Origin of the sequence: Marilutibacter penaei, from assembly GCF_014145395.1 — a bacterium.
In the GTDB taxonomy this organism is placed as follows: domain Bacteria; phylum Pseudomonadota; class Gammaproteobacteria; order Xanthomonadales; family Xanthomonadaceae; genus Marilutibacter; species Marilutibacter penaei.
Window position 1 is genome coordinate 428,137 of the sequence record NZ_JACHTE010000001.1, and the last position, 23,823, is coordinate 451,959.

Sequence of the window (23,823 nt, forward strand, 5' to 3'; positions counted from 1 at the left end):
CCGCCTGCGGCCGGCATGGCCGGCCGTGCCGGCTGGCTATACTCTGCCCCCTGACCCTGCAGTAACCGTCCCTTGCGCACCCTGCCCGTTCCGATCGCCCCGCTCTCCATCACGGCCCACACCTGCACCTCCGCGGCCGGCCGTGGGCGCGCAGCGCTCCTGGACGCGCTGCGTGGGCGTCGCAGCGGCCTGCGTCGCAACGACTTCCCCCCCGTCGCGCCGGAAGAGTCGCCGCTGGACTGCTGGATCGGTCGCGTGGACGGCATCGAAGCGCTGCCCCTGCCGGAGACGCTGGCCCGCTGGGAGTGCCGCAACAACCGGCTGGCGTGGCTGGCGCTGCAGCAGGACGGCATGGCCGAAGCGGTCGCCGGGGCGGTGGCGCGTTTCGGCGCGTCGCGCGTCGCGCTGGTCATCGGCACCTCCACCTCGAGCATCGGCGAAAGCGAAGCCGCCTACGGCGACCTGCGTGCGGACGCGGCAGGCACGCTGCATTTCCCGCCGGGCATGCAGCGCCCGGAGGTGCATACGCCGCATTCGCTGGGCGCCTTCGTGCAGGCGGCGACCGGCATCGCCGGCCCCTGCATCACCGTTGCCACCGCCTGCTCCTCCAGCGCCAAGGTCTTCGCGCAGGCCACGCGGTTGATCCATGCGGGCATCGTCGATGCCGCGCTGGTCGGCGGCGTCGACACCCTGTGCGGCAGCGTGCTGTACGGCTTCAATGCGTTGCAGCTGGTGGCGCCCGGACCCTGCCGTCCGTTCGACGCGGATCGCGTCGGCCTCTCGCTCGGCGAGGCCGGCGGCTATGCGCTGCTGGAGCGCGTCGACCCCGCCGTGGGCGGTGCCCGGCTGCTTGGCTACGGCGAATCCAGCGATGCCCACCACATGTCGGCGCCGCACCCGGAGGGGCTCGGCGCGCGCATGGCGATGGAAGATGCGCTGGCCCGCGCCGGGCTGGAGGCCGGTGCGATCGACTACCTCAACCTGCACGGCACGGCCACCCCGACCAACGACGGGATCGAAGCGCGGGCGGTCGCCGGCCTGTTTCCCGCCACGCTGCACGCAAGCTCGACCAAGGGCTGGACCGGGCACACCCTGGGGGCAGCCGGCATCGTCGAATCGGTGATCGCCTTGCTCGCGCTCGAGCACGGGCTGCGACCGGGCATCCTCAACAGCGAAACACCCGACCCGGCCTGCGGCCCGCAGATCCGCTTCGAGAACGAGGCACGCCCGGTGCGCCATGCGATGAACAACTCCTTCGGCTTCGGCGGCAACAACGCCTCGCTGGTGTTCGGATGGGCATGACCCCGCTGGCCGCCCGTATCGAGGGCGTGGGGTTCTGGACCGGCGGCCTGCCGTCCTGGCCGGATGCCCAGCACTTCGCGCGCGACGGCGTCAGCCCGGAGGCCGCACCCGCGCGCCCCAGTCCGCAACTGCTGCCCCCCAACGAGCGCCGACGCGCGCCGCCGAGCGTGGCGGTCGCGCTGCAGGTCGCGCTGGAAGCCTGCCAGGCGTCCGGCCGTGACCCGGCCACGCTGCCCTCGGTATTCGCCAGCACCCACGGCGAACTGGGACTGACCGATTACAGCTGCAGCACCCTGGCGACCGACCCCCGCAGCCTGTCGCCCATCCGCTTCCACAACTCGGTGCACAACGCTGCCTCCGGTTACTGGACGATCGGCACCGGGGCGATGGCGCCCTCGACCGCCCTGAGCGCGATGGGCGCGACGTTCGCCGAAGCCCTGCTCGAAGGCCTCGTGCAACTGGCCAGTGGCGAGGACGCCGTGCTGGTGGTCGCCTACGACGTGCAGTCGGTGGGCCCGCTGGGCGAACAGGCGCGCAGCGACGGCCTGCTGGGCGCGGCCCTGGTGCTGGCGCGCGACGAACGCGAGAACGCCCCCGTGCTCCAGGCCGTGCTGGCCGATGGCATGCCGGATGCGGCCGACGGTCCGCTCGCGCGCCATGCCGCCGGCAATGCGATGGCGCCCATGCTCCCGCTGTTCGATGCGCTCGTGCGCGGAGCGCCGGCCGACCTGGCGCTGGACGCAGGCCCGGGCCGGGTGCTGCGCGTGCGCCTGCTGGCCGGTGCCGACGGGATGGAGTCGATCGATGCCTGATGCACGCCGCATCGCCGTCGTGATCCCCGCGCTCAACGAAGCGCTGCGGATCCGCGAGGTGGTGGAAGGCGCACTCGCCGAATGCCCGAACGTCATCGTCGTCGACGATGGTTCCGACGACGGCACCGCCGGCAGGATCAGCGACCTGCCCGTGACCCTGCTCCGGCATGACCAGCGCCTGGGCAAGGGCGCCAGCCTGCGCGACGGTTTCGCAGAAGCCCTGCGCCGCGGGTTCGAGGGCGTGCTGAGCCTGGACGGCGACGGCCAGCACGACCCGCGCGACATCCCGCGCCTGCTGGCGGTGGCCACCCGCCACCCCGGCGACATCATCATCGGCGCCCGCCTGCGCAAGCGCGCGTGCCAGCCGGGGTACCGGCGCCTTGCCAACGACCTGGGTGACTGGGGCATCGCCTGGGGCTGCGGCTTCCGCATCGCCGACAGCCAGAGCGGCCAACGCTACTACCCGGCGGCGGTCTGCGCGCTGCGTGACGTGCCGGGCGAGGATTTCGTGTTCGAAGCGCAGCTCCTGATCTCGGCGGCGCGCCAGCTTGGCGCAGGGGTGGTGTCGGTGCCGGTCGAGGCGCGGTACGGCACCGGACACGACCCGGTCACCGCGCCTGCCTTCCGGCGCAGCCATTTCCGTCCCTTGCGCGACCTCTACCGGATCACCTCGCACGTGGTGGCGCAGGTGTGGACCCGCGGCGACGTGGTCGCCGAGTACCGCCGCACCCGCGCCAATCCACCGCGCATCGAGGACCCGGACGACACCGGCCTGCCCGGCGCGCTCGGTGCGGTGGGAACGCCCGGACGATGAACGAAGCCGCCACCGACGTGGCCATCATCGGCGGGGGGCTGGCCGGGCTCACGCTGGCCCTGCACCTGCGCCGGGCCATGCCGGACGTGCGCGTCACCGTGCTGGAACGCCGCAGCGGCGCCGCCCCCGACGCCGCGTTCAAGGTGGGCGAATCGACGGTCGAAGTCGGCGCGCATTACCTGGCCGACACGCTGGGCCTGCGCGAGGCCCTCGACACCGCGCAGATCCGCAAGTTCGGTTTCCGCTTCTTCTTCAGCGACGGCCGGGACGACATCGACCGCTGTACCGAGATCGGCGTCAGCCAGCTGTTCCCCACGCCGTCCTGGCAACTCGACCGCGGGCGCCTCGAGAACGACCTGGCCGATCGCGTCCGCGCGGCCGGTGTGGACTTGCACGACGGCGCGTCGGTCAAGGCCTTCGAGGTCAACGCCGGCGACACCCCGCATCGCATCGAGTACGAACAGGCGGGCGAGCGGCGCGTGCTGGACGCGCGCTGGCTGGTGGACGCGGCCGGGCGGCGCGGCCTGCTGCGTCGCCACTTCGACCTGACCGTCGACAACGGCCATGCGGCGAACGCGGTGTGGTGGCGCGTCGAAGGCCGGGTCGACCCGAACGACTGGTCGGACGACCCCGCGTGGATCGAACGCTGCACGCCGCCCGAACGCTGGCGCTCGACCAACCACCTGTGCGGGCCCGGCTACTGGGTGTGGCTGATCCCGCTGGCTTCCGGCGCGCATTCGGTCGGCATCGTCTGCGATGCATCGATGCACCCGCTGGACACCATGAATACCCACGAGAAGGCAATGGCCTGGCTGCAACGCCACCAGCCGCGGCTGGTGCGTGCGCTGGCATCGCCTTCGCACGGCCTGCTCGACTTTGCCTTCCTGCGCGGGTACTCCCACGGCAGCAGGCAGGTGTTCTCCGGCGACCGCTGGGCGCTGACCGGGGAGGCCGGCCCCTTCCTGGATCCGTTCTACTCGCCCGGCAGCGACTTCATCGCGATCGCCAACCATTACATCGTCGCGCTGGTCGAACGCGACCTCGCCGGCGAGCCGGTGGGCGCCCACGCCATGCTGTTCGAGCGCCTGCTGCTTTCGTTCTACGACAACATGCTGCCGCTCTATCGCGGGCAGTACCCGTTGATGGGCGACGTGCAGGTCATGCCGGTCAAGGTGATCTGGGACTACACGTTCTACTGGGGCCTGCTGGCCCCGCTCGCCTTCAGCGGACGGCTTGCCGATCTCGACGTGCTCGGCCGCCTGCGCGAGCCGATGCTGGCCGGCAGCGCCCTCAACGAACGCATGCAGGCGCTGTTCCGCGACTGGGGGACGGCAAACGAGGCCGCGGGCCAAGCCGCGGACCCGCAGCCCGGGCGTTTCCTCGACCAGTTCCACATCGACTGGTTCAACGCGATGAACGGCGCACTGAACGACGCGCTGGACCGCGACGCATTCGTGGCCCGCGTCCACGACAACCTCTTGCGCATGCAGGCACTGGCCGCGGAAATCGCCGGTCAGGCCGTCGCCTGCCATCCCGGGCTGGAACTGCACGGATTGCAGCCCATGGACGGCCCCGCCACCCTGCTGGATCCGGCCTGGTACGCGCAGGCGGACGTACGCGCCCAGCCGAACGGCTGAGCGCACACCCGGACGGACGGGGTCAGTCGCCGGAACCGGCGTCGATGTCCGGCGGCATGTGGATCGGAGGCACCTGCGGCGTCCAGCTTTCGGGCGGCGGATTCGCGACGTAGATCGCGATGCCGTTCGCGTACTTCGGCCGCGGGCTCACGCTCACGCCGATGCCGCCGCCGGAGTAGCTGCTGCCGCCCCAACTGCCGCCGCTGGCCCCGACGCCCACGCTGGTGCCGCCGTAACCTTCGGTGGTGCCCTGCAGCAGCACGCCATTGGCGCCGACCTTGGCCGCTTCCTCGCGCAGGTTGTTCAACACCGCGTTGAGCTTGTTCTGCTCGCCGTAGGTGACCGGGCCGCTGGCGGTCTCGATCACTGCGATCTGCTCGTACCCGCCCGGAGGCGGCGCATGGTAGATGCGCACCTGCGACGGATCGATCGGCGGACGCGCCTGGCCGACCATCATGGTGGAGGTGGCGCACCCGGCCAGCAGCAGGGCCAGGCCGGCCGTGATCAGGATTCGTTTCATCTGGGTTCTCCCGGTAGGGGACGCACCCCGAGTATCGCGCGCAGGCGCAGTGCGCGGAGTGAACCCGGTCGCCATCCGTTCAGGCCATGCCACCGTTGACGCCGATGACCTGGCCATTCACGTAGCCCGCCGCGTCGGAACACAGGAATCCGACCAGCGATGCGACCTCGTCCGGGCGCCCCGCCCGGGCCGCCGGCACCGTCTGGCGGACCACCTCCGGCGGGAACAAGCCATCGGTCATGCCACCCTCGATGATCCCGGGCGCGACCACGTTCGCGGTGATCCCGCGGCTGCCCATCTCGCGCGCCAGCGAGCGGGTGGCGCCGTGCAGCGCCGCCTTGGCCGCGGCATAGTTCGCCTGGCCGCGGTTGCCCATCACCGCGGCCACCGAGGACACGCTGACGATGCGCCCCCAGCGCGTGCGCGCCATCGGCAGCAGCAGCGGCTGGGTGACATGGAAGAACCCGTGCAGCGACACGTCGATCACCCGCTTCCAGCGCGCGGCATCCATGCCCGCCATCGGCGCGTCGTCATGGATGCCGGCGTTGTTCACCACCACCTGGATCGGGCCTTCGGCCAGCAGGGCCTGGATCGCCTCGCCCGCGGCATCGCCGTCGGCCACGTCGAACGCCACCGCGGACGCGCTGCCGCCCGCGTCGCGGATCGCCGATGCCACGGCTTCGGCACGCGCCGGCTGGCTGTTGCCATGGACGATGACGTGGAAGCCGCCGGCCGCCAGCCGCTCGCAGATCGCACGGCCGATGTCGCCGCTGCCGCCGGTGACCAGCGCCCGGCGCAAGGTGTTGGTTTCGCTCATCCGTCCATTGTGCCAGCCCCGGACGGACGAAGGCCCGGACGACGACGAGTCCGTCCGGGCCTTCGGTGGGCGGACCGCGCCGTCCGCCTCACAGACCGGGTCTTACCGGCCGGGCGCACAGGCGTAGCGGAACACGCAGCTCCAGTCATCCTTCACGCTGATGAGGTGCCAGCCCTTCGCGCCTGCATCGTCCAGGCCTTTCGCCAGCCCGCCGATGTGCGAGCCGCGGTCGTAGGCGACCTCGCGCTCACCGTCGTCGTGATGGACGATCATCCCCAGCCGCGGGCCCGGGCCGGACGTGGTCCACTCCAGCATCTGGTAGTCGCCGTCCGAGTTGCCGAAGGCCGCGATCGGCCGGTGCCCGATGTGGTAGTGAATGCCCACCGGCTTGACGGCCTTGTCGTCGTTGAGGTGGATGCCGGGTTCCCGCATCAGCGTTGGCACGCCGTCCTTCACTTCATAGCTCACCTTGATCTGGCTGCCGACCACCTGCTCCGGCGGGATGCCATAGACCTCGTACGCCCACGGGCGCATGAAGTCGATGCCGCCGCCGGAAACGATGAAGGTCTTGAAGCGGTTCTCGCGCAGGTACTGCAGCAGTTCGAGCATCGGCTGGAAGGTCATGCCGGTGTAGAGCTCGCCGGTCTTCGGGTGGCGGGCGCTGCGAATCCACTGGTTGGCGACCGCCGAGAACTCCTCGGTCGACATGCCGGCATGCGTCGCTGCCAGCAGTTCCATCAGGCCCTTTTCGCCTGACGCAGCCAACGCGGCCACGTCGTTCTCCAGCACGGCCTTGAACGGCTGCGTGTCCTTCCACTCCGGATGCTCCGGCGCCATCGCCTTGACCCGGTCCATCGCGAACGCCAGCTGCACGTACACCGGCTGCTCGCTCCACAGCGTGCCGTCGTTGTCGAACACGGCGATGCGCTCGGAGGGATGCACGTAGTCCGGCCCGCCCTCCTGGCTCACCCGCGCGACGAAATCGACGATCGCCTGCTTGCTGGCGCCGTCGTTCCAGGACGCCAGCGGCGCCTGCGCCTGTGCCACGCCCGAGGCCAGCACCAGGGCCGTCGCCAGGGACATTCCGCGAGAAGCGTTCAACAGGGTCATGTGGCTTCTCCTTGTATGGCTCCGTGAAGTCCCGGCGAACCCGGGCGTCGCGGAGCGATGGATCAGTGTGGGCAACGCATGCCAGGCGCCTATCCTTCCTGCACCCGCTCGAAATCACCCGGCCGCCATGTCTTGTCATACCAGGGCTGCAGGGGGCCATACAGGCGGAACAGCGCGTTGAAGCCCTTGCCGGGCACCGTCTGTATCCAGTTGGCTTCTTTCCCGGCCGGCGCCTCCGGACCGAAATAGATATCGAAGCTGCCATCCGCGTTCTGCGCCAGGCCTTCCTTGTGGCTGTCCAGCCCTGGGAACTGCTGGTCCGTCTGCAGCATGCTGCGCGTCTGGTTGTCGTAGACCGTGAACGACCAGAAGTCCTGCGCCGGGACATTCGGCGGCAGCGTGATCCGATAGGTATGGCGGCCGTCCAGCGGGCGACCTTCCGCGTCGTTGTAGGCCGCCGCGTATTGCGAGCCACGACCGACCAGCCGGGCGGCCATGGCAGGCGTGATGCCGGTGGCATAGAAGTGGAAGAACGTCCGGCCATCCAGCAGCCGCACCCCCTCCTGGAGGAACTCGTGGCTCCCTCCGACGAAGGGGGTGGTCCAGTAGCTTTCTCCGGGGTAGTAGTAGAACGCCTCCTCCCTCGGCTTCGCGGTCAAGGCGCGGGCCGTGTAGGCACCGATGCTGGCCGCGTCGGCGAGGATCGCCTTCATGCGTGCGTCGGGGGCGAATGGCTTGCCCTTCTCGATGCCGATCGCCGCCAGCATGCCCAGGATTTCGGGACTTTCGCCGACACTCGGTTCCGCCTGGACCACCTGGTTGATTTCGTCCCAGATGCCGGAGTCCATGCGATGCACCGTGTTGCTGTACACCCCGGAGACGTTGACGAAGTCCAGTTCAGGGGGATTGCCGGCCTGGGACAACGGATACATGCGGAAATGTTCGCGCGTCTGCTCGATGGCGGTGCGGGTGGAGCCATCGACCTGGAACCCGCGCCAGATCACCCAGTTGCCATGCGTCGTTGTCCGGGCGACGTGATAGCCCTCGGGCACCTCACCCTCGTAGCCCGGCGGCAGGATCAGGAACTTGCCCCCCTGGCCCTTGTCCGGACCGGCGTTTCCGAAGTCGGCGACGTACTTGAACCAGTGGTCGTCGATGATGCCCAGCACGTTGGGCGGGGATTCCAGCACCCACGGCTCATCGGTCAACTGCAACCAGGCCGACATGTACACCGACGTGGTGTTGGGCGTGAGCCAGATCGACTTCGAGTCCATCAGGCTCTCGAACACGGTCACGGTCGTGTTCGCGGGACCGAACTCCAGGAGGCCATTGCGCAATGCCGACATCGAGGCAATGGGCATCGCCGCAAGATAGGCCTGCACGGCCCGCTGCAGGTCCAGGTTGTCATAGATCAGCTGCGTGGACGCCTCGTCCGGCACGCCATCGAACGCCGTCAACGTACCGATGCTGGTTTCAAGACGGTCCGGCGTGGCGACGCCTTCCGGCACCTCCGTCGTCATCCGCATCTTCCGCTCCTGCGCCCCAGCGCCCACCGGCGCGCCGATCACTGCCGCAACAACCACGCAAACGAGGACTGCCGGGATACGCATGTCAGGTGACTCCTGTGTGTTGACGCGCCTCAGCCACCCGCCGTAGCCACGCAGGCAGACAGCCACCGTGCGTCGTCGTACGCACGCAAGGGCGTGTGGTGGCGGTTGCCGCGATGGCACCGATGAAGGACGGGACCCCTTTGCCTGGCACCAGTCTGTCCCGGAGTGTTTGGGTGGTTGTCCAACGGCCCGCGCATGCGACCCGATGCGGGCATGGCCCCGCTGGCCGCACCGCCCCCCTGAGCGAAGCTGAACCTTGTGGCACCGCTGGTGAGCGCTACGTGAAACACGTTCGCTTTCGCTTTCCAGCACCTGCGCGAGCAGGCACGTGACGAGGTCTGCACACGCGCCCTTCACATTCCCTAGCCCCGGTTCAGGCGTAGGCTCCAGCCATCCTCAAGCCGCTGGCAGGCCGTCATGTCGAACCGTTTCCGGAACTGGAAGCCCTCCGCCACCCTGGCCCTGCTCGCCGTCGTCTGCGCCCCGTTGCCGGCACTCGCGGTTGACCCGCTGGACACCTTCAGCGTGAAGCTCGGTGGCTATGCCAGCCGCTTCGACACCGAGGTCTCGATCGACGGCGGCTCACTGGACGGCACCAAGATCGACCTCAGCCGCGACCTCGACATCGATCCGGACAACACCATCGGCCTGGTCGGCTTCACCTGGCGCCCGTTCGAGCACCATGAATTCGGCCTCAACTACTACCGCGACGATGCCAGCGCCTCCAAGGTACTGGAGCGCGACATCACCATCGACGGCGACCTGTACGAGGCGCAGGCCACCGTGTCCGCCGAGCGCGACGTCGACATCTACGAGGCGTCCTATACGTGGTGGGCCGCCTCGCGCGAGAACTGGGCGCTGGGCCCGCGGCTCGGCGTGGTCTGGTACAAGCTGCGGCTCGGGCTGGAACTGGAGGCGGACATCAACGGCAATCCGGTCGCCGACGGTGCCTTCACCAGCAAGGCCGAGGCCGACGTGCCGGCCCCCGCCATCGGCGGCGGCTGGCGCTGGACGCCCGCCGAGAACTGGCGCTTCTCCGCCGACCTCGGCTGGTTCAGCACCGACATCAACGACATCGACGCCAGCGTCACCTACGGCCGCGCCGGCGTCGAGTGGTACCCGTGGGACAACTGGGGCTTCTGGCTGGACGTCACGGCGAACCAGATCGACGCCGAGCTGAAGAAGGACAACTACAGCGGCGACCTCGACTTCAGCGACGAAGGCGTGCGGCTGGGCGTGTCCTACCGGTTCTGAAGCGGCCTGTTAACTAAAACTGCAGGCTCGCGGTCAACATTGCGCCATCGCCTTCCGGGCGATTGCGCACGTTGAACTCGTTGACATAGCGCAGGCCAAATTCGACCTGCCCACCGTCCCACTTGTGCGCATAGGTGACGATCGGGCCCAGGCCCAGCGCGCGTCCCTTGAAGCCATCGCGACTGGCAATCACGCCACCTTCGTCATCCTCGACCTGCTGGATCCAGCCAGCCACGCCGCCATAGCCCCAGCCACTCGCGGTGCGCTTGACCAGCAGGCTGTCGACACGGAACACCGCGCCGTTCTGGTAGTCGGTGTCGTCGTTCTCGGTGTAGAAGTCGACGGCCGCGGTGGTGCTCCACTCAAGCGTGCCCTGCTGGAACAGGTGGGTGTAGCCGACCGTCGGCGAGAACGTCCAGGTATTGAGGCCCGGATTGACGAGGCGTCCGGCCTCGTAGCTGCCGGTGGGCGCATAGATGTACATCGCCAGCGACACGTGACGCATCTCGTCGATGTGGTAGCTGGCGATCACCGGGGCGAAGTACGCATCGAACAGGCCGCTGTCACTGTCGCTGATCGACCCGCTGATGGTGCCGATGCGGTAGTCGGCGTCGGCATCCGCCGAGATGAAGGGCACGGTCAGCATCGAGGCGAAGTTCCAGCGCCCTTCGCCGGTATCCCAGATGTAGATACCCGTCGCGAGGAACAGGTCGAGCGAAACATCCAGTCCCAACGCCGCGCCGCCACCCACCGGGGTTTCCCGGCTGGCACCGATGTCGCCGCCGTAGTGCAGGTAAGAGAATTGCGTGCTGAAACCGGGCGTGGGCGGGATCAGGCCCGAGTAGGACGCGGCCTGCATGCCGGTGATCGGGCGGCCGATGCCACCTTCGGTCGCCTGCACCCGCGGTGCGGCGGACAGGGCGAGGATGGCCAGGGCGAGGGTGGCGGGAAAGGCGCGCATCGTGTCCACTCCATTGCATGGGGAAGGCTTGCCTCGACGCCCCCGTGCCGTCGATGCGCGCGAGCGTGAAGGACGCGTGATCAAAGTGATGTGAAACGCGAGACACGCATTGCCGTCTTGCGGTACCGCCTTGCCGCATCGGCCGGGGTCACGCATCCTCCCTGCGTCAGACGGAGACGTGAATGGGCAAGAAGCAACGCCGCGACCGCACGAAGGCGAACGTCGCGGCCCCGCCAGAGACCCCCGGCACCGGCGACGGGCCGGTCGCCCGCCGTTTCCCGTGGCTGGTCGTGGTGCTCGTCCTGCTGGCCACCGCGATTGCCGCGTGGTTCGCGTGGCGGGCGATGCGCGATACCGCACCCACGACGGCCGCTGTCACGCCGCCCGCTTCCGTGGCCGACGCCCACTACGTCGGCGCCGACACCTGCGCCGGCTGCCACGCGCCCGAGACCGAGGCCTGGAAAACCTCGCAGCACGCGCGCGCGATGCAGCACGCCGATGCCGGCACGGTGCTCGGCGATTTCAACGACGCGAGCTTCGAGCACAACGGCGTGAGCTCGCGCTTCTTCCGCAAGGGCGAAGAGTTCTGGGTCACCACGGATGGCCCCGACGGCACGCTGCAGGACTTTCAGGTCGCCTACACCTTCGGCGTCGAGCCGCTGCAGCAGTACCTGATCGCCTTCCCCGACGGCCGCCTGCAGGCGCTCGGCATCGCCTGGGACAGCCGCCCCGCGGACGCCGGGGGCCAGCGCTGGTTCCACCTGTACCCGGACGAGGCGATCGCCCACGACGATCCGCTGCACTGGACCGGTCGGGACCAGAACTGGAACTTCATGTGCGCGGACTGCCACTCGACCGACCTGCGCCGTAACTACGACGCCACCGACGACCGCTACGCGACGACCTGGCAGGACATCAACGTCGCCTGCGAAAGCTGCCACGGTCCGGCCAGCCAGCACGTCGCCTGGGCGCAGGGCGGCGCCGACGCCGCGGTCGCCCACAAGGGCCTGTCGATCCGCCTCGACGCGCGCGACATCGGCACCTGGGTGGCGGTCGCCGGCACCGGCAACGTGCGCCGCAGCGAACCGCTGGCGCACCACGCCGAGACCGAGACCTGCGCGGTCTGCCATTCGCGCCGCGCCAGCATCAGCACCACCCCCGGCCCGACCGGCGAGCTGCTCGACACCCACCTGCCCTCGCTGCTCACGGCCGGGCTGTATTTCGATGATGGCCAGCAGCGCGACGAGGTGTTCATCCACGGCTCCTTCCTGCAGTCGAAGATGCACGCCGCCGGCGTGACCTGCAGCGACTGCCACGACCCGCACACCGCGAAACTTCGCTTCGAAGGCAATGCCAACTGCACCCAGTGCCACGCGCCGTCGACCTTCGACACGCCCGCCCACCACCGGCATTCGCCGGTGCCGGCAGCGACGCTGGGCGAGCGTCCGGGCGACGGCACCCAGTGCGTGGACTGCCACATGCCGGAGCGCACCTACATGGTCGTCGACCCGCGTCGCGACCATTCGTTCCGCATCCCGCGCCCCGACCTGAGCGTCGCCATCGGCACGCCGAATGCCTGCCAGGCCTGCCACGCCGGACAGGGTGACGCCTGGGCCGCGGCCGCGCTGGAACGCTGGCACGGCCCGCCCAAGCCGGGCTTCCAGCACTGGGCCCCGGCCTTCCATGCGGCACGCAGCGGCGGTGCCGACGCCGCGCAACAATTGCAGGCCCTGTTCGACGACCCCACGGTGCCGCCGATCGTGCGCGCCACCGCGCTGGAAGAGCTGCGCCGTTTCCCCGGCCGCGGCCTGCTGGCGGCGATCGACGCCGGCCTGCGCGACGACAGTGCCCTGGTCCGCCTCGCCGCCGTCGAGGCCCTGACCGAGGCGCCGCCGGAGGCCGCGCTCGGGGCCCTGCAGGTCGCCGACGACCCGCGCCTCGCGGTGCGCGCGACCGCCGGCCTGGTGCTGGCCGCGGCACCGGCCGATCGCGTGCCCACCGCCCGCCGCACCGCGGTCGCCGGTGCCATCGAGGACTACCTGGCGACCCAGCGCGCGACTCTCGAACGACCCGAGGCGAACCTCAACCTCGGCGTCTTCCATGGCCGCGCCGGCAACGCCGCCGGTGCCGAGCTTGCCTACCGCGAGGCGATGCGCCGCGACCCCGCCTTCGTCCCCGCCCGCGCCAACCTCGCCGACCTGCTGCGCGCGACCGGCCGCGACGGCGAGGCCGGCCAGGTGCTCGAGGAGGGCCTCGCGCTGGCCCCCGACGATCCGGCCCTGCTGCACGCCCTGGGCCTGCAGCGCGTGCGCGGCGGCCAGACCGGTGCCGCCATCGACCTGCTCGCCCGCGCCGCCCACGCCGCGCCCGGCAACGCCCGCTACGCCTACGTGCACGCGGTCGCCGTCCATTCGCAGTCCGGCGCCGCTGCAGCGATCCCGCTGCTCGACCGCGCGCTCGACGTCGCCCCCAATGACCCCGAGCTGCTGTTCGCCCGGACCTCCTACGCGCTGGAAACCGGCGACACCGCCGCGGCCCGCCGTCATGCCGAGCGCTTCCGCGCCGCCGCGCCCGACGATCCGCGCAGCGCCCAGCTGGCCCAGGTCCTCGACTGAGGTCGGGCAGCCCTGGACGTGTATATCCCTGCACGCGGAGAAGGGGTGCACGGCGTGTACGGTTTGCGTGTGCAGGGCCGCCTGGACAGCGCGCGCGGTGGGGCATCGGCCCGGGTGGGGAAGCGCCCCCCCACCGCTGCCCCCCGGCAATGCCGGCGTCCGGTGTCCTTGGGGACGAAATCAAGGAGGAGGCCTCGGCTTGGCCGAGGCCGGGGGACATTCGCCCCCGAGGGCACCGGATGCCGGCATCCCCGACATCCTCCCGCCTCCAGCCCCTCGGGCGTCATCGGCCCCGGCACCAGCTGCTCCATCAGTTCCTTCGGTATTTCCACCACCGGGGGAAGCTCACGCTTGCCTCCCCATCCCTTCTTCTTGGTCATGGCCCGCTCCTTAGTCTTTCCAGAGTAGGCCCTGCACACAAAATTTCTGACACCCTCCACAAAATTTCTGACACCCTCCCTTTCGGGTGCATTGGCGCGCCTCTGGGCACCGACGTTGGACAATTCCTCACCATGCGTGGACAGTTTTTGTCCACGCACGGAGCCCTTGGGCACCGTCAATGCCCCGGAGCAGGGCGTCGCTGGACAAAACATCACCACCGACGGAGCCCAACGGACCGCGCCTGGACATAAATGCGCCAGCGCCGGAGCGTTCCTGCTCCCTGAATGCCGCTCCGGGCTCCGTTAACGCCCTCCAGGAGGGCGTCGACGGCGTTACCGACGTGTCGATCCACCATGTGAAGGCGATCTTCACAATCGCTGCACACCCTCTTTACCAAGCTGCCCTCGAGCGTGGCATCGCCGCGCCCCTGCCCGCCCCATCCGACAGAGACGTCCCCCATGCGCATCCGCTCACTCGCCCCCCTCTCCCTGCTGCTGATGCCTGCCCTCGCGCCGGCGCAGGAGCCCAGTGCCGACGAGCTCGCCAAGCAGCTCTCCAACCCGGTCGCCGCGCTGATCAGCGTGCCGATGCAGTTCAACTACGACGAGACCTTCGGCGACGAGGGCTACCGCTACACCCTGAACGTGCAACCGGTGATCCCGGTCTCGATCTCCGAAGACTGGAACATGATCTCGCGCACGATCATCCCGATCACCTATCAGAATGACGTGCGCCCCGGCACCGACCAGGCCGGCTTCGGCGACACGGTGCAGAGCATCTTCTTCTCACCCAAGGCGCCGACCGACAGCGGCCTGATCTGGGGCGTCGGCCCGGCCGCGCTGATCCCCACCGGCACCGACGACCTCGGCGCCGACACCTGGGCCCTCGGCCCCACCGGCGTGTTCCTTTGGCAGAAGAACGGCTGGACCTACGGCGGCCTGGTCAACCACCTGGTCGACGTGGGCGGCAGCCGCCGCGTGGACATCAACTCGACCTTCCTGCAGCCCTTCGTGGCCCGCGGCTTCAGCGGCGGCCGCACCCTGGCGGTCAACATGGAGTCCACCTACGACTGGGAAGCCGAGCAGTGGACCCTCCCGCTGAACATCCAGTACTCGAAGGTCTCGAAGATCGGCAGCCAGATGGTCAGCTACCAGGGCGGCGTGCGCGCCTACCTCGACAAGCCCAGCGGCGGCCCGGACTGGGGCCTGCGCTTCACCTTCACCCTGCTGTTCCCCAAGTGAGGCCGCGGGGCGCCCACGGATGAGCGCGTCCGCCCCAAGCGGGGCCTTGCCTACATCGCTGGCGTGCGGCCTGGTGCTGTTCGCGGGCCTGGCGTCCCCCGCCCGCGGCGCCGACGTCTCGGTCGCCAACACGCCCGGACGCGAGGAGGCCGAGCAGCTGCGTGCCGGTCGCGAGGACCACGATGGCCGCAGCTTCGTCGTGCTGCCGATCCCGCAGGCCAACCCAGCGCTGGGCACCGGCGTGGTGCTGGCGGCGGTGGTGTTCTACCAGCCCGAGGGCAGCGTGCGGCCGTGGATGACGGGGGCCGGCGCGCTGTGGACGGACAACGGCAGCCGCGGCGGCGGGCTGTTCCAGAAGGCCTACCTGGGGGGCGACCGCTGGCGGCTGACCGCGCTCGCCGCCCAGGCCGAGCTGCAGCTGAAGTTCTACGGCATCGGCGAGGCGGCCGCCGATCGCGGGCGTTCGATCGACATCGAACAGAAGCCGACCTTCTACCGCGTCGACCTGCTGCGCAAGGTCGCCGAGTCGCATTTCCTCGGCCTGCGCCTGCAGCAGGTCGACATGACGACGCGGATCCCGCTGGACCTGCCGGACGACATCGGCGTGGAGATCCCCACCCCGGAGCTCGAGATGGCGCTGGCCGGCCCCGGCCTGGTCTACGAGTACGACACCCGCGACGCCGAGACCGGCCCGACCCGCGGGCTGTACGTCGACGCGGCGGCGATGTGGAACCTGGACGGCTGGGGCTCGGACCGCGAATACGCCAAGGCCACCGTGGCGGCCAACCATTACCGGCCGCTGGGCCCGGACGGCGTGCTGGCATTGCGTGGCTACGCCTGCTCCGCCGGCGACGACGCGCCCTTCTTCGACCTGTGCCTGTTCGGCTCCGGCGCGGACCTGCGCGGCTACGAGGGCGGCCAGTTCCGCGATTACACCCTGCTCGCCTTCCAGGGCGAGTACCGCTGGCAGTTCGCGCGCCGCTGGGGCGCGGTGTTCTTCGCCGGCGTCGGCGACGTCGCGCCGTCGTTCGGAGACTACCGGTTCGACGACCTGCTGCCGTCCGGCGGGTTGGGCCTGCGCTTCAAGGCCTCGACCGAATACAACGTCAACATCCGCCTGGACTACGCGCGCGGCAAGGACGGCGACGCGGTGTACTTCTCGATCGGCGAAGCGTTCTGAACGCAGCCGGCGGCGAGACGTCGCGCTGCACGGCCCCCGTGCACGCCGGCTTCACATGCCCGCAACCCGCGGCGGGCGTATCCTGCCCCTGTTCACGCACCTGCCCTCAATGACGGAGTTTCCATGAACGCCAAGCACTTCGCCGCACTGTTGCTGACCGCCGCGCTCGCGGCCTGCGCCAGCACGCCGCGGGTCTACACCGACCACGCGCCGACCGCGAACTTCAGCCAGTACAGCACCTACACCTGGAGTGCCGACCTGCAGGGCATGTCGCCGCTGGCGCAGCAGCGCGTGGTCGAGATGATCGATGCGCAACTGGCCGCCAAGGGCTGGCGAAAGGTCACCGACAACGGCGACGTGACCGTGGTCGCGCGTGCGTCGACCCAGCAGAAGCAGGACATCGACACCTACTACGACGCGCCGATGTGGGGCGGCTGGGGCTATCGCAGCCCGTGGATGTACGGCGGCATGGGCATGGGTTATTCGTCGACCTCGGTGCGGACCTATGAAGAAGGGACCCTGGTGGTCGACATGTTCGACACCGCGAGCAAGCAGGCGATCTGGCGCGGCACCGCGACCGGCACCATCCCGGAGAACCCGCAGAAGCTCACCGAGCAGGTGCAGGCCGGCATCAGCGAGATGTTCGCGGGCTTCCCGCCGCAGTAATCGATGGACGGGCGCGGCGCCTGTGCGTGGCCTTCCGCCTTCCGTGGCCCGGTCCGGCACGGAAGGCGCGGCATGCCTGCGCTCTTCGTCGCAGGCGCGCTGCTGCTCGCGTGCAGCGGTGCGCATGCCGCGCCGAAAACGGACGTCATCATCCTCAAGAACGGGGACCGCATCACCGGCGAGATCAAGGGCCTGGAGCGCGGGATCCTCCGCCTCAGCACCGACGCCGCGGGCACGCTCTCGATCGAATGGCCCGAAGTGGCGCGGATCGAAACCAAGCAGTACCTCGAGGTCGAGCAGCTGGATGGCGACCGCAGCTACGGCCATGCCAGCCGACCCGCCGAACCGGGCAGCGTGGTCCTCGGCACCGATGACGACGCCAGTGCCACCCCGCAGGCGCCGCTGGCGCTGGACGACATCGTTCGCATCACGCCCTTGTCCGAGGGCCGCTGGATCGACCACATCGACGGCCATGCCAGCATCGGCCTGAGCGCGGCCTCGGCGAACGACAACCGCCAGGTGACGCTCTCGGGCGACATGACCTACCGCGCACCGGAACGCAGCTGGACGGTCACCTATGAGGGCGCGCGTACCGAATCGGCGAACAACCCGGTATCGGACCGGCAGGACGTGGACGGCATCTACCGCTGGCTGCGTCCGGAACGCTGGTTCTGGGCCGCGACTGCCGGCTTCACCAGCAACGACGAGCTCGACCTGAACCTGCGGTCGCTGGCAGGCGTGGGCCGGGGCCGTTACTGGGTGCAGGACGCCAACCGGGCCTTCGGGACCATCGGCGGACTGGTGTTCACCCGCGAGCATTACGACGCGCGCGGCCGCCAGGAGAGTTTCGAGGCGCTGCTGCAGTTCCAGTACGAGTATTTCCGCTTCCAGGATCCGGAAGTGGACCTGTCCCTCGAGCTCAACCTGTTCCCGAGTCTCACCGTCAGTGGGCGCCTGCGCAGCGAGCTGACCGCCAAGGCGCGCTACGAGCTGGTCAAGGACCTCTACTTCGAACTCAGCTACATCCGCAGCCAGGACAACAAGCCGGTCAGCGAGGATGCGGCGCAGAACGACTGGTCGTTGAACAGCTCGCTGGGCTACAAGTTCTAGGACAGGCGGTCCCCGCCGGGCCGGTCAGAGCAGCGCCACGGTGGCACGACCTGTCGCGATCTCCACGCCCGCATGCAGGATGCGGAAGCGGTAGAGCTGGCTGGCCTCGCCGTTCGCCATGAGCGTGGCCTCGCCCACCAGTGGACCCGCGAGATCGTCGATGCGCGCGACCTGCAGGCGCACGTCGCGCAAGGCGACCAGCCGCCCGGGTCGCGGCGGGGCGCCCGCTTCGGCGAGCAGGCCGCCGTGCACGGCCATTCCCTGCGCGCCGAATTCGCACAGGTGCACGGCCGAGAACTGGCCGTGATGGCGCAGCGGATGGTCGACTTCGCGATGACGCAGCGTGCTGAGGCAGACATGCGTCGCGTCCCAACCCTCCACCGCGTCCCACAGGCACATGCGGCCCTGGTGCGGGATGCGGGCGAGGATGCCGGCGCGATCGAGCGTGGCGGGCGCACTCATGCCATGCCCTCGCGGCGGCGGACCACCAGCGGCGCCAGCAGCAGGTTGCACAGGACGCCGAGCGCCACCGTGCTGCCGATCGCGCGCAGCACCGGGATCGAGGACAGCGCCAGCAGGGCGAACACCATCAGCGTCGACGCGGCGCAGACCGCGACCGCGTGCAGGGTGCGCCGCTGCTCGGCGGCGTCGTGCCCGGCATGGTCGAAGAACAGGGCGTAGTCGAGGCCCAGGCCGGCGGCCAGCATCAACGCGACGAGGTGGAACAGGTTCAGTTCGACCCCGCACAGGCGCAGCACCGCCAGTACGACCAGGGTGGTGACCAGCATCGGTGCCATCACTCGCGCGGTACGGCGGGCATGCCGCAGGACGATGCCGACGCCGGCCGCGAGCAGCAGCACGGCGAGGCCGAGCGCCCACAGGATGCGCTGGCGGTAGGCGGCCACCAGCGACTCGGAGGCCTGCTTGAGGTCCACCAGCCGCGCGCCGTTGGCCGCGGCGACGTGGGCAACCGCGCGCGGATCGACGAGGCCGGCCAGGGTGACCAGCGCGGTCGCACCGTCTTCGCGCTCCAGCAGCAGGCCACCGGCCTGCACCTCCAGCGGCGTATCGACGAGGTCGGCCATCTGCAGTGGCGCGGCGGTGCGGGCCGCCTCTACGTCGTCGACGAAGGGGGCGAAGGCATCCGCGCGGAACGGGGTGGCGGCGATCGCGGCGTCGAGTTCGGCCTGCAGCGTGGCACGGTCCGGCAGTCGTGCCTGGCGACGCTGCTGGGTGGCCGCGCTGGGCAGGTAGCGCGCCGCCATGTCGAACCCGCTGATCGCGCCCTGCACGCGCAGCGCGTCCAGCGGCGCCTGCAGGTGCTCGCTGGCGCGCAGCACGGCCTCGGCATCGGCGCCCTCGATCGCGATGAGGTAGCGCACGTCCGGCGCACCCAAGGCGCGACGCAGCGCCAGGTCGCGGGCCAGTTGCGCCTCGGGCACGGGGGTCAGGCGCGCGAGGTCGTTCTGCCAGAACACGCCGGGCAGGAACACGACGACGGCCGCGGCGAGGCCCGCCAGGGCCAGCAGCAGCGGCGATTTCAGGCGCGGCAGTGCCGCCAGTCCCGCGTGCAGGTGCCGGGCCAGCGGCACATCGGCGACATCGCGCCGGACCGGACCCAGCAGCGGCGGCAGCAGGAACCGGGTCGCCAGCGCCGCGGTCGCGAGGCCGGTGATGGTGAACACCGCCAGTTGCCGCAGGCCGTCCACGCCTGAGACGAAGAAGGTCAGGTACGCCAGGCAGGTCGAAGCGACGCCGGTCGCCATCGTCCGCCAGATCAGGCGCGCACTTTCGCGGGGCGTTCGCCCGGGCCGGAGGTGGCTGAGCAGGTGGATGGGATAGTCCGCGGCAATGCCGATCAGGGTGAAGCCGAACGCCAGCGTGATGCCGTGGACGCGATCGCCGAACAACGCGACGACCATCGCCAGCCCGGCGAGGCCCGCGCTCGCGACCGGGAGCCCGGCCAGCAGCGGCACCTGCCAGCGGCGGTAAGCGAGCAACAGCATCAACGCAAAACCGATGCCGCCGGCGGTGCCGAAGGCGGTGGCTTCGCGGCGGGTGCGGGCGCCGATCTCGACCGAGAACACGCCAGGCCCGCTGACGGTCAGCGTCGCCGGACTGTCACCGGAGGCAGCGTCGAAGGCGGTGCGCACCGCGGACAGGACGGCCTGCTGCGCTTCCGGATCGAAGCCCCCGGCACGCGTTTCCAGCAGCAACAGCGCTTCGCGCGGCCCGTCGTTGCCGTCGGTGAACCACACCCCGTGCAGCAGGTCCGGCGCGCTGGCGGGCATCCAGGCTTCGGCCAGGCGCAGCGTTTCCAGGGTCGGGTCGCGCGGAAGCAGGGGTTCGATCTGGCCCGCGGCCGGCGAGCCGAGGTCCTGCAGGCGCTGGTCGAGCGCGTCGGCAAGCATGTCGCGGTCGAGCGCCTGGGTGTCGAGCATCGGCGACAACAGATAGCGGTACGGTAACAGGGGGTCGGGAATCGCTTCGAGTCCCTGCTGTTCGCCGTTGGCGACGAAGACGAAACGGGCGTCCGCCTGCAGGGTTTCGTGCATCGCCCGCGATTGCGCGGCCAGCACGTCCGGCGTGTCACCCGACAGCGCGACCAGCAGCAGCCGCGCGCCCGGGCCCTCGCCCATCTCCTCGAGCAGGAGCTTCTGTTCGGAGGTGCGCGCCTCCGGCATGAAGCGCCGCAGGTCGCCGCTGACCTGCAGCTGCATGCCGATCCAGGTCGCGATGATCGCCAGTATGGCCAGCCACAGCAGCGCCAGGCCGGTGCGCGTGGCGCCGCCCATCAGCCGTTGGTGTCGCCGTGGCAGACCGCGGCGAGACCGGCCGCGTCGATCGCGTCGCCGGCCTCCAGCACCGCGCCGGCCAGCAGGCTGCGCTGGGCGTCACCGCCGGCCGGCCAGGTCTCGATGCAGCGCAGTTCGGCACCGCGGCCCCGCAGCACGACCTCATGCAGCCGCGCGGCCAGTGCGGCGTCGCGCGGCACGAGGGTGAGCACCCACCCGTTGCGCGGGCCATCGACGGCGACCTCGTAGTGCCGTTCGAGGGTTGCGCGGTCGCCCTTGAGCAGGGCCCCGAAGCCCGAGCGCAGCCCCGCGAGTTCAGGCGCGCGCGACATCGGGAAGCGCCGCGCGGTGCGGCCGGCGCGTTCGATCACCACCTCGTCGTCGGTGATCGTGGTGGTCTCGCGATAGGGCTGCAGCACGTCGCGGACCAGGGCGTCGCCTTCCAGCCGCCGGTACTCGCCGACCACGCGCAGGGGCGCCTGCAGCATCGCGGAGCCGCGCAGTTCGAGGAACGGTGTCTGCGCCGGCGGCGGACGCACGATGCGCGCCAGCACCCAGTCGATATCCGCGGCGGCATCGGTCGAAGCGGCCACGGGGGCCCCGGCCGTCACCAGCGGCACCGCGAGCAGGGCCAGCCACGCCAGGGCCCGTTCAATCGCGCGCGTCGGGCGTGCCATCGGTGGTGTCGTCCTGCCAGAAGTCATAGAAGTTGAACCAGTTCCAGGGCGCGTCATGGGCGTGGTGCTGCAGGCGCCCGGCATAGCGCCTCACTGCTTCGTCCACGGCGGCGCGACGATCTCCGCGGGACCCTGACAATCCGTCGCTGAACGCCTCGAAAACCAGGTCGTAGCGCCGCCCGCCCCGGTACAGGCCGAATGCCAGCGCGATCGGGAGACCGAGCACCGCGGCGATCATCCACGGGGCGGTCGGGAAGGGCGCCGGGCGCCCCATGAACGGGACATCGACCGTGGGCTCGCCGGGCCGCGCGCGATCGGCGAGCACGGCGACCAGTGCGCCTTCGGCGGCCGCCTGCTGGATCGCCAGCACGATCGACGGCCCGTCCTGGCCGGCATCGATGATGTTGCGGGCCAGCTCGGGGTTGAGGGCTTCGATCACCTGGGTGACCGCGGGGTTGTGGCGCTTGTCGAGCACGACCCGGACCGTCACGTCGGGCCGTTGCGTGGCCAGCGCGCGCAGGCCGTCGAAGCTGCCGAGATGCGAGCCGAACAGCAGCACGCCGCGGCCGGCATCCATGTAGCGGTGCACGGCGTCCAGTCCCTGCGCCCGGATGTCGAAATCCTCCCAGCGGCCGCCGAGCAGGTAGACGCGGTCGAGGATGGTCGCGGCGAAGGTGTGGATGTGGCGGGCCACGTCACGCAGGCCCGCGGGGCGGCGCAACGCACGGCTGAGGTACGCGCGCGACGCGCGACGCTCGGGGCCACGGGTGAGCACGAAGTACGCCGTGATCGGGTACAGGCAGGCGCGGGCGACGCCGCGACCAAGGTGTCGGGCGATCATCTGGATCACCCAGATCGCGAAACGGCTGCCCCCTTCCGGGCGCTGCTTCCAGTCGCTGCCGCGGGTCGGCAGGGCGGCGCTCACGGGACCACCGCCCGGAGCTCGCCCCGGGCAAGCAGGCTTTCGTCACGCCAGACTTCGAAGCGCCAGCCCGCGCCGGCCCGCTCCTGCAGGACGACGCGCGCGACCTGGCCGGGCCGGAGCGGCTGCAGGAACTTCACCTGCGGCCATTCCCAGCCGATCGCGGCAGTGCCACTCGCTGAGCGCATGGCCGCGGCCTCGACCACGCGGTCGAGGATGACCACGCCGGGCACCAGCGGGTCGCCAGGAAAATGGCCGGGCAGGCAGGGGTGGTCGGTGGGAACGGTGAACTGCATGGGTGCTGCGGACGACAGGATCGGCACAGGATAGCGTGGCCCGGCCGCTGGCGGATTCAGCGGGGGCCGCCGCGCGGGCTGAACAGGTCGCGCCAGAAGTCCGCGCCCAAGCGCCCCATCATCAGCAGGAACTCGCCGAAATGCCGGTACGGCCGCTCCGGGAAGCGTCGCCGCCGGTACGCGTACTCGCCGAGGAACAGCACGACCACCAGCCCATAGTTGATCAGGTTGGCGAACAGCGACCACTGCGCCCGGCTGATGCTGAACGCGGGTTGGACACCCAGCAGGTCGAGGGCCCCGCCGGGGACCGCGATCGCAGCGAGCACCCCGTTGCAGGCGCACAGCAGCAACAGCACGCACGCCCAGACCGCGCTCAGGCGGTGGGTGTAGCGCCGCAGGTCCGGTGCCAGCGCATCGACCCCGCATCGTTCCATGCCGGCCACGATGCGGGTGATCAGCGCCCCGCGCGGGTCCCACAGGCTGCGCGCGAACACCAGCCCCGCCAGCCCGGTGAACAGCATCGGCGGCGCCAGCAGCAGCACCCTCGGCAGGGCGGTGTGGCGCGTACTCCACAGCAGCAGCGCGAGCGCCGCCAGGACCAGCCACGCGCGGGGCCGGGCCTTCAGCAGTCCATCGACGAGGACCACCAGGGCGAGGTCGAACAGGGCAAGCGCCGCGACCGGTCCGCCACCGCCATGGGCGGCCCAGTGCGCCAGCCAGGGATAGGCCAGCGCCAGCGCGATGCGCGGCAGCAGACTGTCCATCGCGACGGTGCGCCGCTCAGGCGGTCCGGTTCGCCTCGACGTGGGCGGACAGCGCGCGCAACGACGCGAAGATGCGGCGGTTCTCCTCGCTGTCCGAACGCAGCTGGAAGCCGTAGGTCCTGGAAATCGCCAGCGCCAGTTCCAGCGCGTCGATGGAGTCCAGGCCGAGGCCCTCGTTGAACAGGGCGCCTTCGGGATCGATGGACGCCGGGTCGACCTCCTCCAGATTCAGGCTATCGACGAGCAGCTGGGCCAGCTCCTGCTCGGCTTGGCTTTGTTGCGACATTCAGGTTTCCATCAGTACGGCGGTGGCGGGATGCGCCACGATCCGGCATCCGG

At 70.3% G+C, this 23,823-nt stretch carries 22 protein-coding genes; 10 read left to right on the plus strand and 12 right to left on the minus strand.

Translation table 11 applies throughout. The features are described from left to right. Positions 1 to 93 precede the first annotated feature (93 nt). The 4 genes from H4F99_RS01880 to H4F99_RS01895 are packed head-to-tail and all read left to right on the plus strand — an operon-like array spanning position 94 to position 4,565. A complete protein-coding gene (locus H4F99_RS01880) occupies positions 94 to 1,302 on the plus strand; it encodes a beta-ketoacyl-ACP synthase (protein WP_182668132.1) in 1,209 nt (402 codons plus the stop codon). Continuing rightward, positions 1,293 to 2,114 (plus strand): beta-ketoacyl synthase chain length factor, encoded by an 822-nt coding sequence (locus H4F99_RS01885; protein WP_425487981.1) that lies wholly within the window; start codon positions 1,293 to 1,295, stop codon positions 2,112 to 2,114. The genes H4F99_RS01880 and H4F99_RS01885 overlap by 10 nt, the downstream gene beginning before the upstream one ends. After that, complete coding sequence (locus H4F99_RS01890) at positions 2,107 to 2,928, plus strand: glycosyltransferase family 2 protein (RefSeq protein ID WP_182668007.1); 822 nt, start codon at positions 2,107 to 2,109, stop codon at positions 2,926 to 2,928. Before H4F99_RS01885 ends, H4F99_RS01890 begins: the two co-directional genes overlap by 8 nt. Continuing rightward, entirely contained in the window at positions 2,925 to 4,565 is a 1,641-nt protein-coding gene (locus tag H4F99_RS01895; protein WP_182668008.1) for an NAD(P)/FAD-dependent oxidoreductase, read from the plus strand. The genes H4F99_RS01890 and H4F99_RS01895 overlap by 4 nt, the downstream gene beginning before the upstream one ends. A 22-nt stretch (positions 4,566 to 4,587) precedes the next feature. Here H4F99_RS01895 and H4F99_RS01900 read toward each other — a convergent pair whose 3' ends face one another. From H4F99_RS01900 to H4F99_RS01915, 4 genes are all read right to left on the minus strand, one after another. Beyond that, positions 4,588 to 5,085, minus strand: coding sequence for a lipoprotein (locus H4F99_RS01900; RefSeq protein ID WP_182668009.1), 498 nt, complete (start codon positions 5,083 to 5,085; stop codon positions 4,588 to 4,590). 79 nt (positions 5,086 to 5,164) lie between these two features. Then, positions 5,165 to 5,902, minus strand: a complete 738-nt coding sequence (fabG, locus tag H4F99_RS01905; RefSeq protein WP_182668010.1) for a 3-oxoacyl-ACP reductase FabG — start codon at positions 5,900 to 5,902, stop codon at positions 5,165 to 5,167. A gap of 102 nt (positions 5,903 to 6,004) precedes the next feature. After that, positions 6,005 to 7,012 carry an HAD family hydrolase gene (locus H4F99_RS01910; protein ID WP_182668011.1) on the minus strand — a complete coding sequence of 336 codons (1,008 nt, stop codon included), beginning with the start codon at positions 7,010 to 7,012 and terminating at the stop codon, positions 6,005 to 6,007. A gap of 89 nt (positions 7,013 to 7,101) precedes the next feature. Continuing rightward, complete coding sequence (locus H4F99_RS01915; protein ID WP_220480985.1) at positions 7,102 to 8,538, minus strand: DUF1254 domain-containing protein; 1,437 nt, start codon at positions 8,536 to 8,538, stop codon at positions 7,102 to 7,104. A gap of 501 nt (positions 8,539 to 9,039) precedes the next feature. Between H4F99_RS01915 and H4F99_RS01920 the strand changes: the two genes are divergently transcribed. Next, entirely contained in the window at positions 9,040 to 9,876 is an 837-nt protein-coding gene (locus H4F99_RS01920) for a porin family protein (protein WP_182668013.1), read from the plus strand. A 13-nt stretch (positions 9,877 to 9,889) separates the two neighbouring features. On the opposite strand, the gene H4F99_RS01925 is transcribed toward H4F99_RS01920, so the two are convergent. Further along, positions 9,890 to 10,837: a SphA family protein gene (locus H4F99_RS01925; protein ID WP_182668014.1), complete on the minus strand. Its 948-nt coding sequence runs from the start codon at positions 10,835 to 10,837 to the stop codon at positions 9,890 to 9,892. A gap of 182 nt (positions 10,838 to 11,019) precedes the next feature. Between H4F99_RS01925 and H4F99_RS01930 the strand changes: the two genes are divergently transcribed. The 5 genes from H4F99_RS01930 to H4F99_RS01950 all read left to right on the plus strand — a co-directional run bounded on the left by H4F99_RS01930 (position 11,020) and on the right by H4F99_RS01950 (position 18,030). Further along, the gene (locus tag H4F99_RS01930) at positions 11,020 to 13,452 is read left to right on the plus strand and encodes a tetratricopeptide repeat protein (protein WP_182668015.1); all 2,433 of its coding nucleotides are present in this window, start codon (positions 11,020 to 11,022) and stop codon (positions 13,450 to 13,452) included. 839 nt (positions 13,453 to 14,291) lie between these two features. Next, a complete protein-coding gene (locus tag H4F99_RS01935; RefSeq protein ID WP_182668016.1) occupies positions 14,292 to 15,074 on the plus strand; it encodes a transporter in 783 nt (260 codons plus the stop codon). A gap of 19 nt (positions 15,075 to 15,093) precedes the next feature. Further along, a complete protein-coding gene (locus tag H4F99_RS01940; protein WP_182668017.1) occupies positions 15,094 to 16,254 on the plus strand; it encodes a BamA/TamA family outer membrane protein in 1,161 nt (386 codons plus the stop codon). A gap of 123 nt (positions 16,255 to 16,377) precedes the next feature. Further along, entirely contained in the window at positions 16,378 to 16,920 is a 543-nt protein-coding gene (locus H4F99_RS01945; RefSeq protein ID WP_182668018.1) for a DUF4136 domain-containing protein, read from the plus strand. A gap of 72 nt (positions 16,921 to 16,992) precedes the next feature. Further along, the gene (locus H4F99_RS01950) at positions 16,993 to 18,030 is read left to right on the plus strand and encodes a DUF481 domain-containing protein (protein WP_182668019.1); all 1,038 of its coding nucleotides are present in this window, start codon (positions 16,993 to 16,995) and stop codon (positions 18,028 to 18,030) included. Positions 18,031 to 18,054: 24 nt separating this feature from the next. Here H4F99_RS01950 and H4F99_RS01955 read toward each other — a convergent pair whose 3' ends face one another. The 7 genes from H4F99_RS01955 to H4F99_RS01985 are packed head-to-tail and all read right to left on the minus strand — an operon-like array spanning position 18,055 to position 23,770. After that, on the minus strand, positions 18,055 to 18,492 hold the full coding sequence (locus H4F99_RS01955; protein WP_182668020.1) for a hotdog family protein: 438 nt from the start codon (positions 18,490 to 18,492) through the stop codon (positions 18,055 to 18,057). Then, positions 18,489 to 20,825 carry an MMPL family transporter gene (locus H4F99_RS01960; RefSeq protein WP_182668021.1) on the minus strand — a complete coding sequence of 779 codons (2,337 nt, stop codon included), beginning with the start codon at positions 20,823 to 20,825 and terminating at the stop codon, positions 18,489 to 18,491. The genes H4F99_RS01955 and H4F99_RS01960 overlap by 4 nt, the downstream gene beginning before the upstream one ends. Next, positions 20,825 to 21,502, minus strand: a complete 678-nt coding sequence (locus H4F99_RS01965) for a LolA-related protein (protein ID WP_220480986.1) — start codon at positions 21,500 to 21,502, stop codon at positions 20,825 to 20,827. The genes H4F99_RS01960 and H4F99_RS01965 overlap by 1 nt, the downstream gene beginning before the upstream one ends. Beyond that, positions 21,477 to 22,427, minus strand: coding sequence for a lysophospholipid acyltransferase family protein (locus H4F99_RS01970; protein ID WP_343064118.1), 951 nt, complete (start codon positions 22,425 to 22,427; stop codon positions 21,477 to 21,479). The genes H4F99_RS01965 and H4F99_RS01970 overlap by 26 nt, the downstream gene beginning before the upstream one ends. Continuing rightward, entirely contained in the window at positions 22,424 to 22,720 is a 297-nt protein-coding gene (locus H4F99_RS01975; RefSeq protein WP_182668022.1) for an ApeI family dehydratase, read from the minus strand. Before H4F99_RS01975 ends, H4F99_RS01970 begins: the two co-directional genes overlap by 4 nt. A gap of 56 nt (positions 22,721 to 22,776) precedes the next feature. Continuing rightward, positions 22,777 to 23,484, minus strand: coding sequence for a COG4648 family protein (locus H4F99_RS01980; protein ID WP_182668023.1), 708 nt, complete (start codon positions 23,482 to 23,484; stop codon positions 22,777 to 22,779). A gap of 16 nt (positions 23,485 to 23,500) precedes the next feature. Beyond that, the gene (locus tag H4F99_RS01985) at positions 23,501 to 23,770 is read right to left on the minus strand and encodes a phosphopantetheine-binding protein (RefSeq protein WP_182668024.1); all 270 of its coding nucleotides are present in this window, start codon (positions 23,768 to 23,770) and stop codon (positions 23,501 to 23,503) included. Positions 23,771 to 23,823 lie beyond the last annotated feature (53 nt).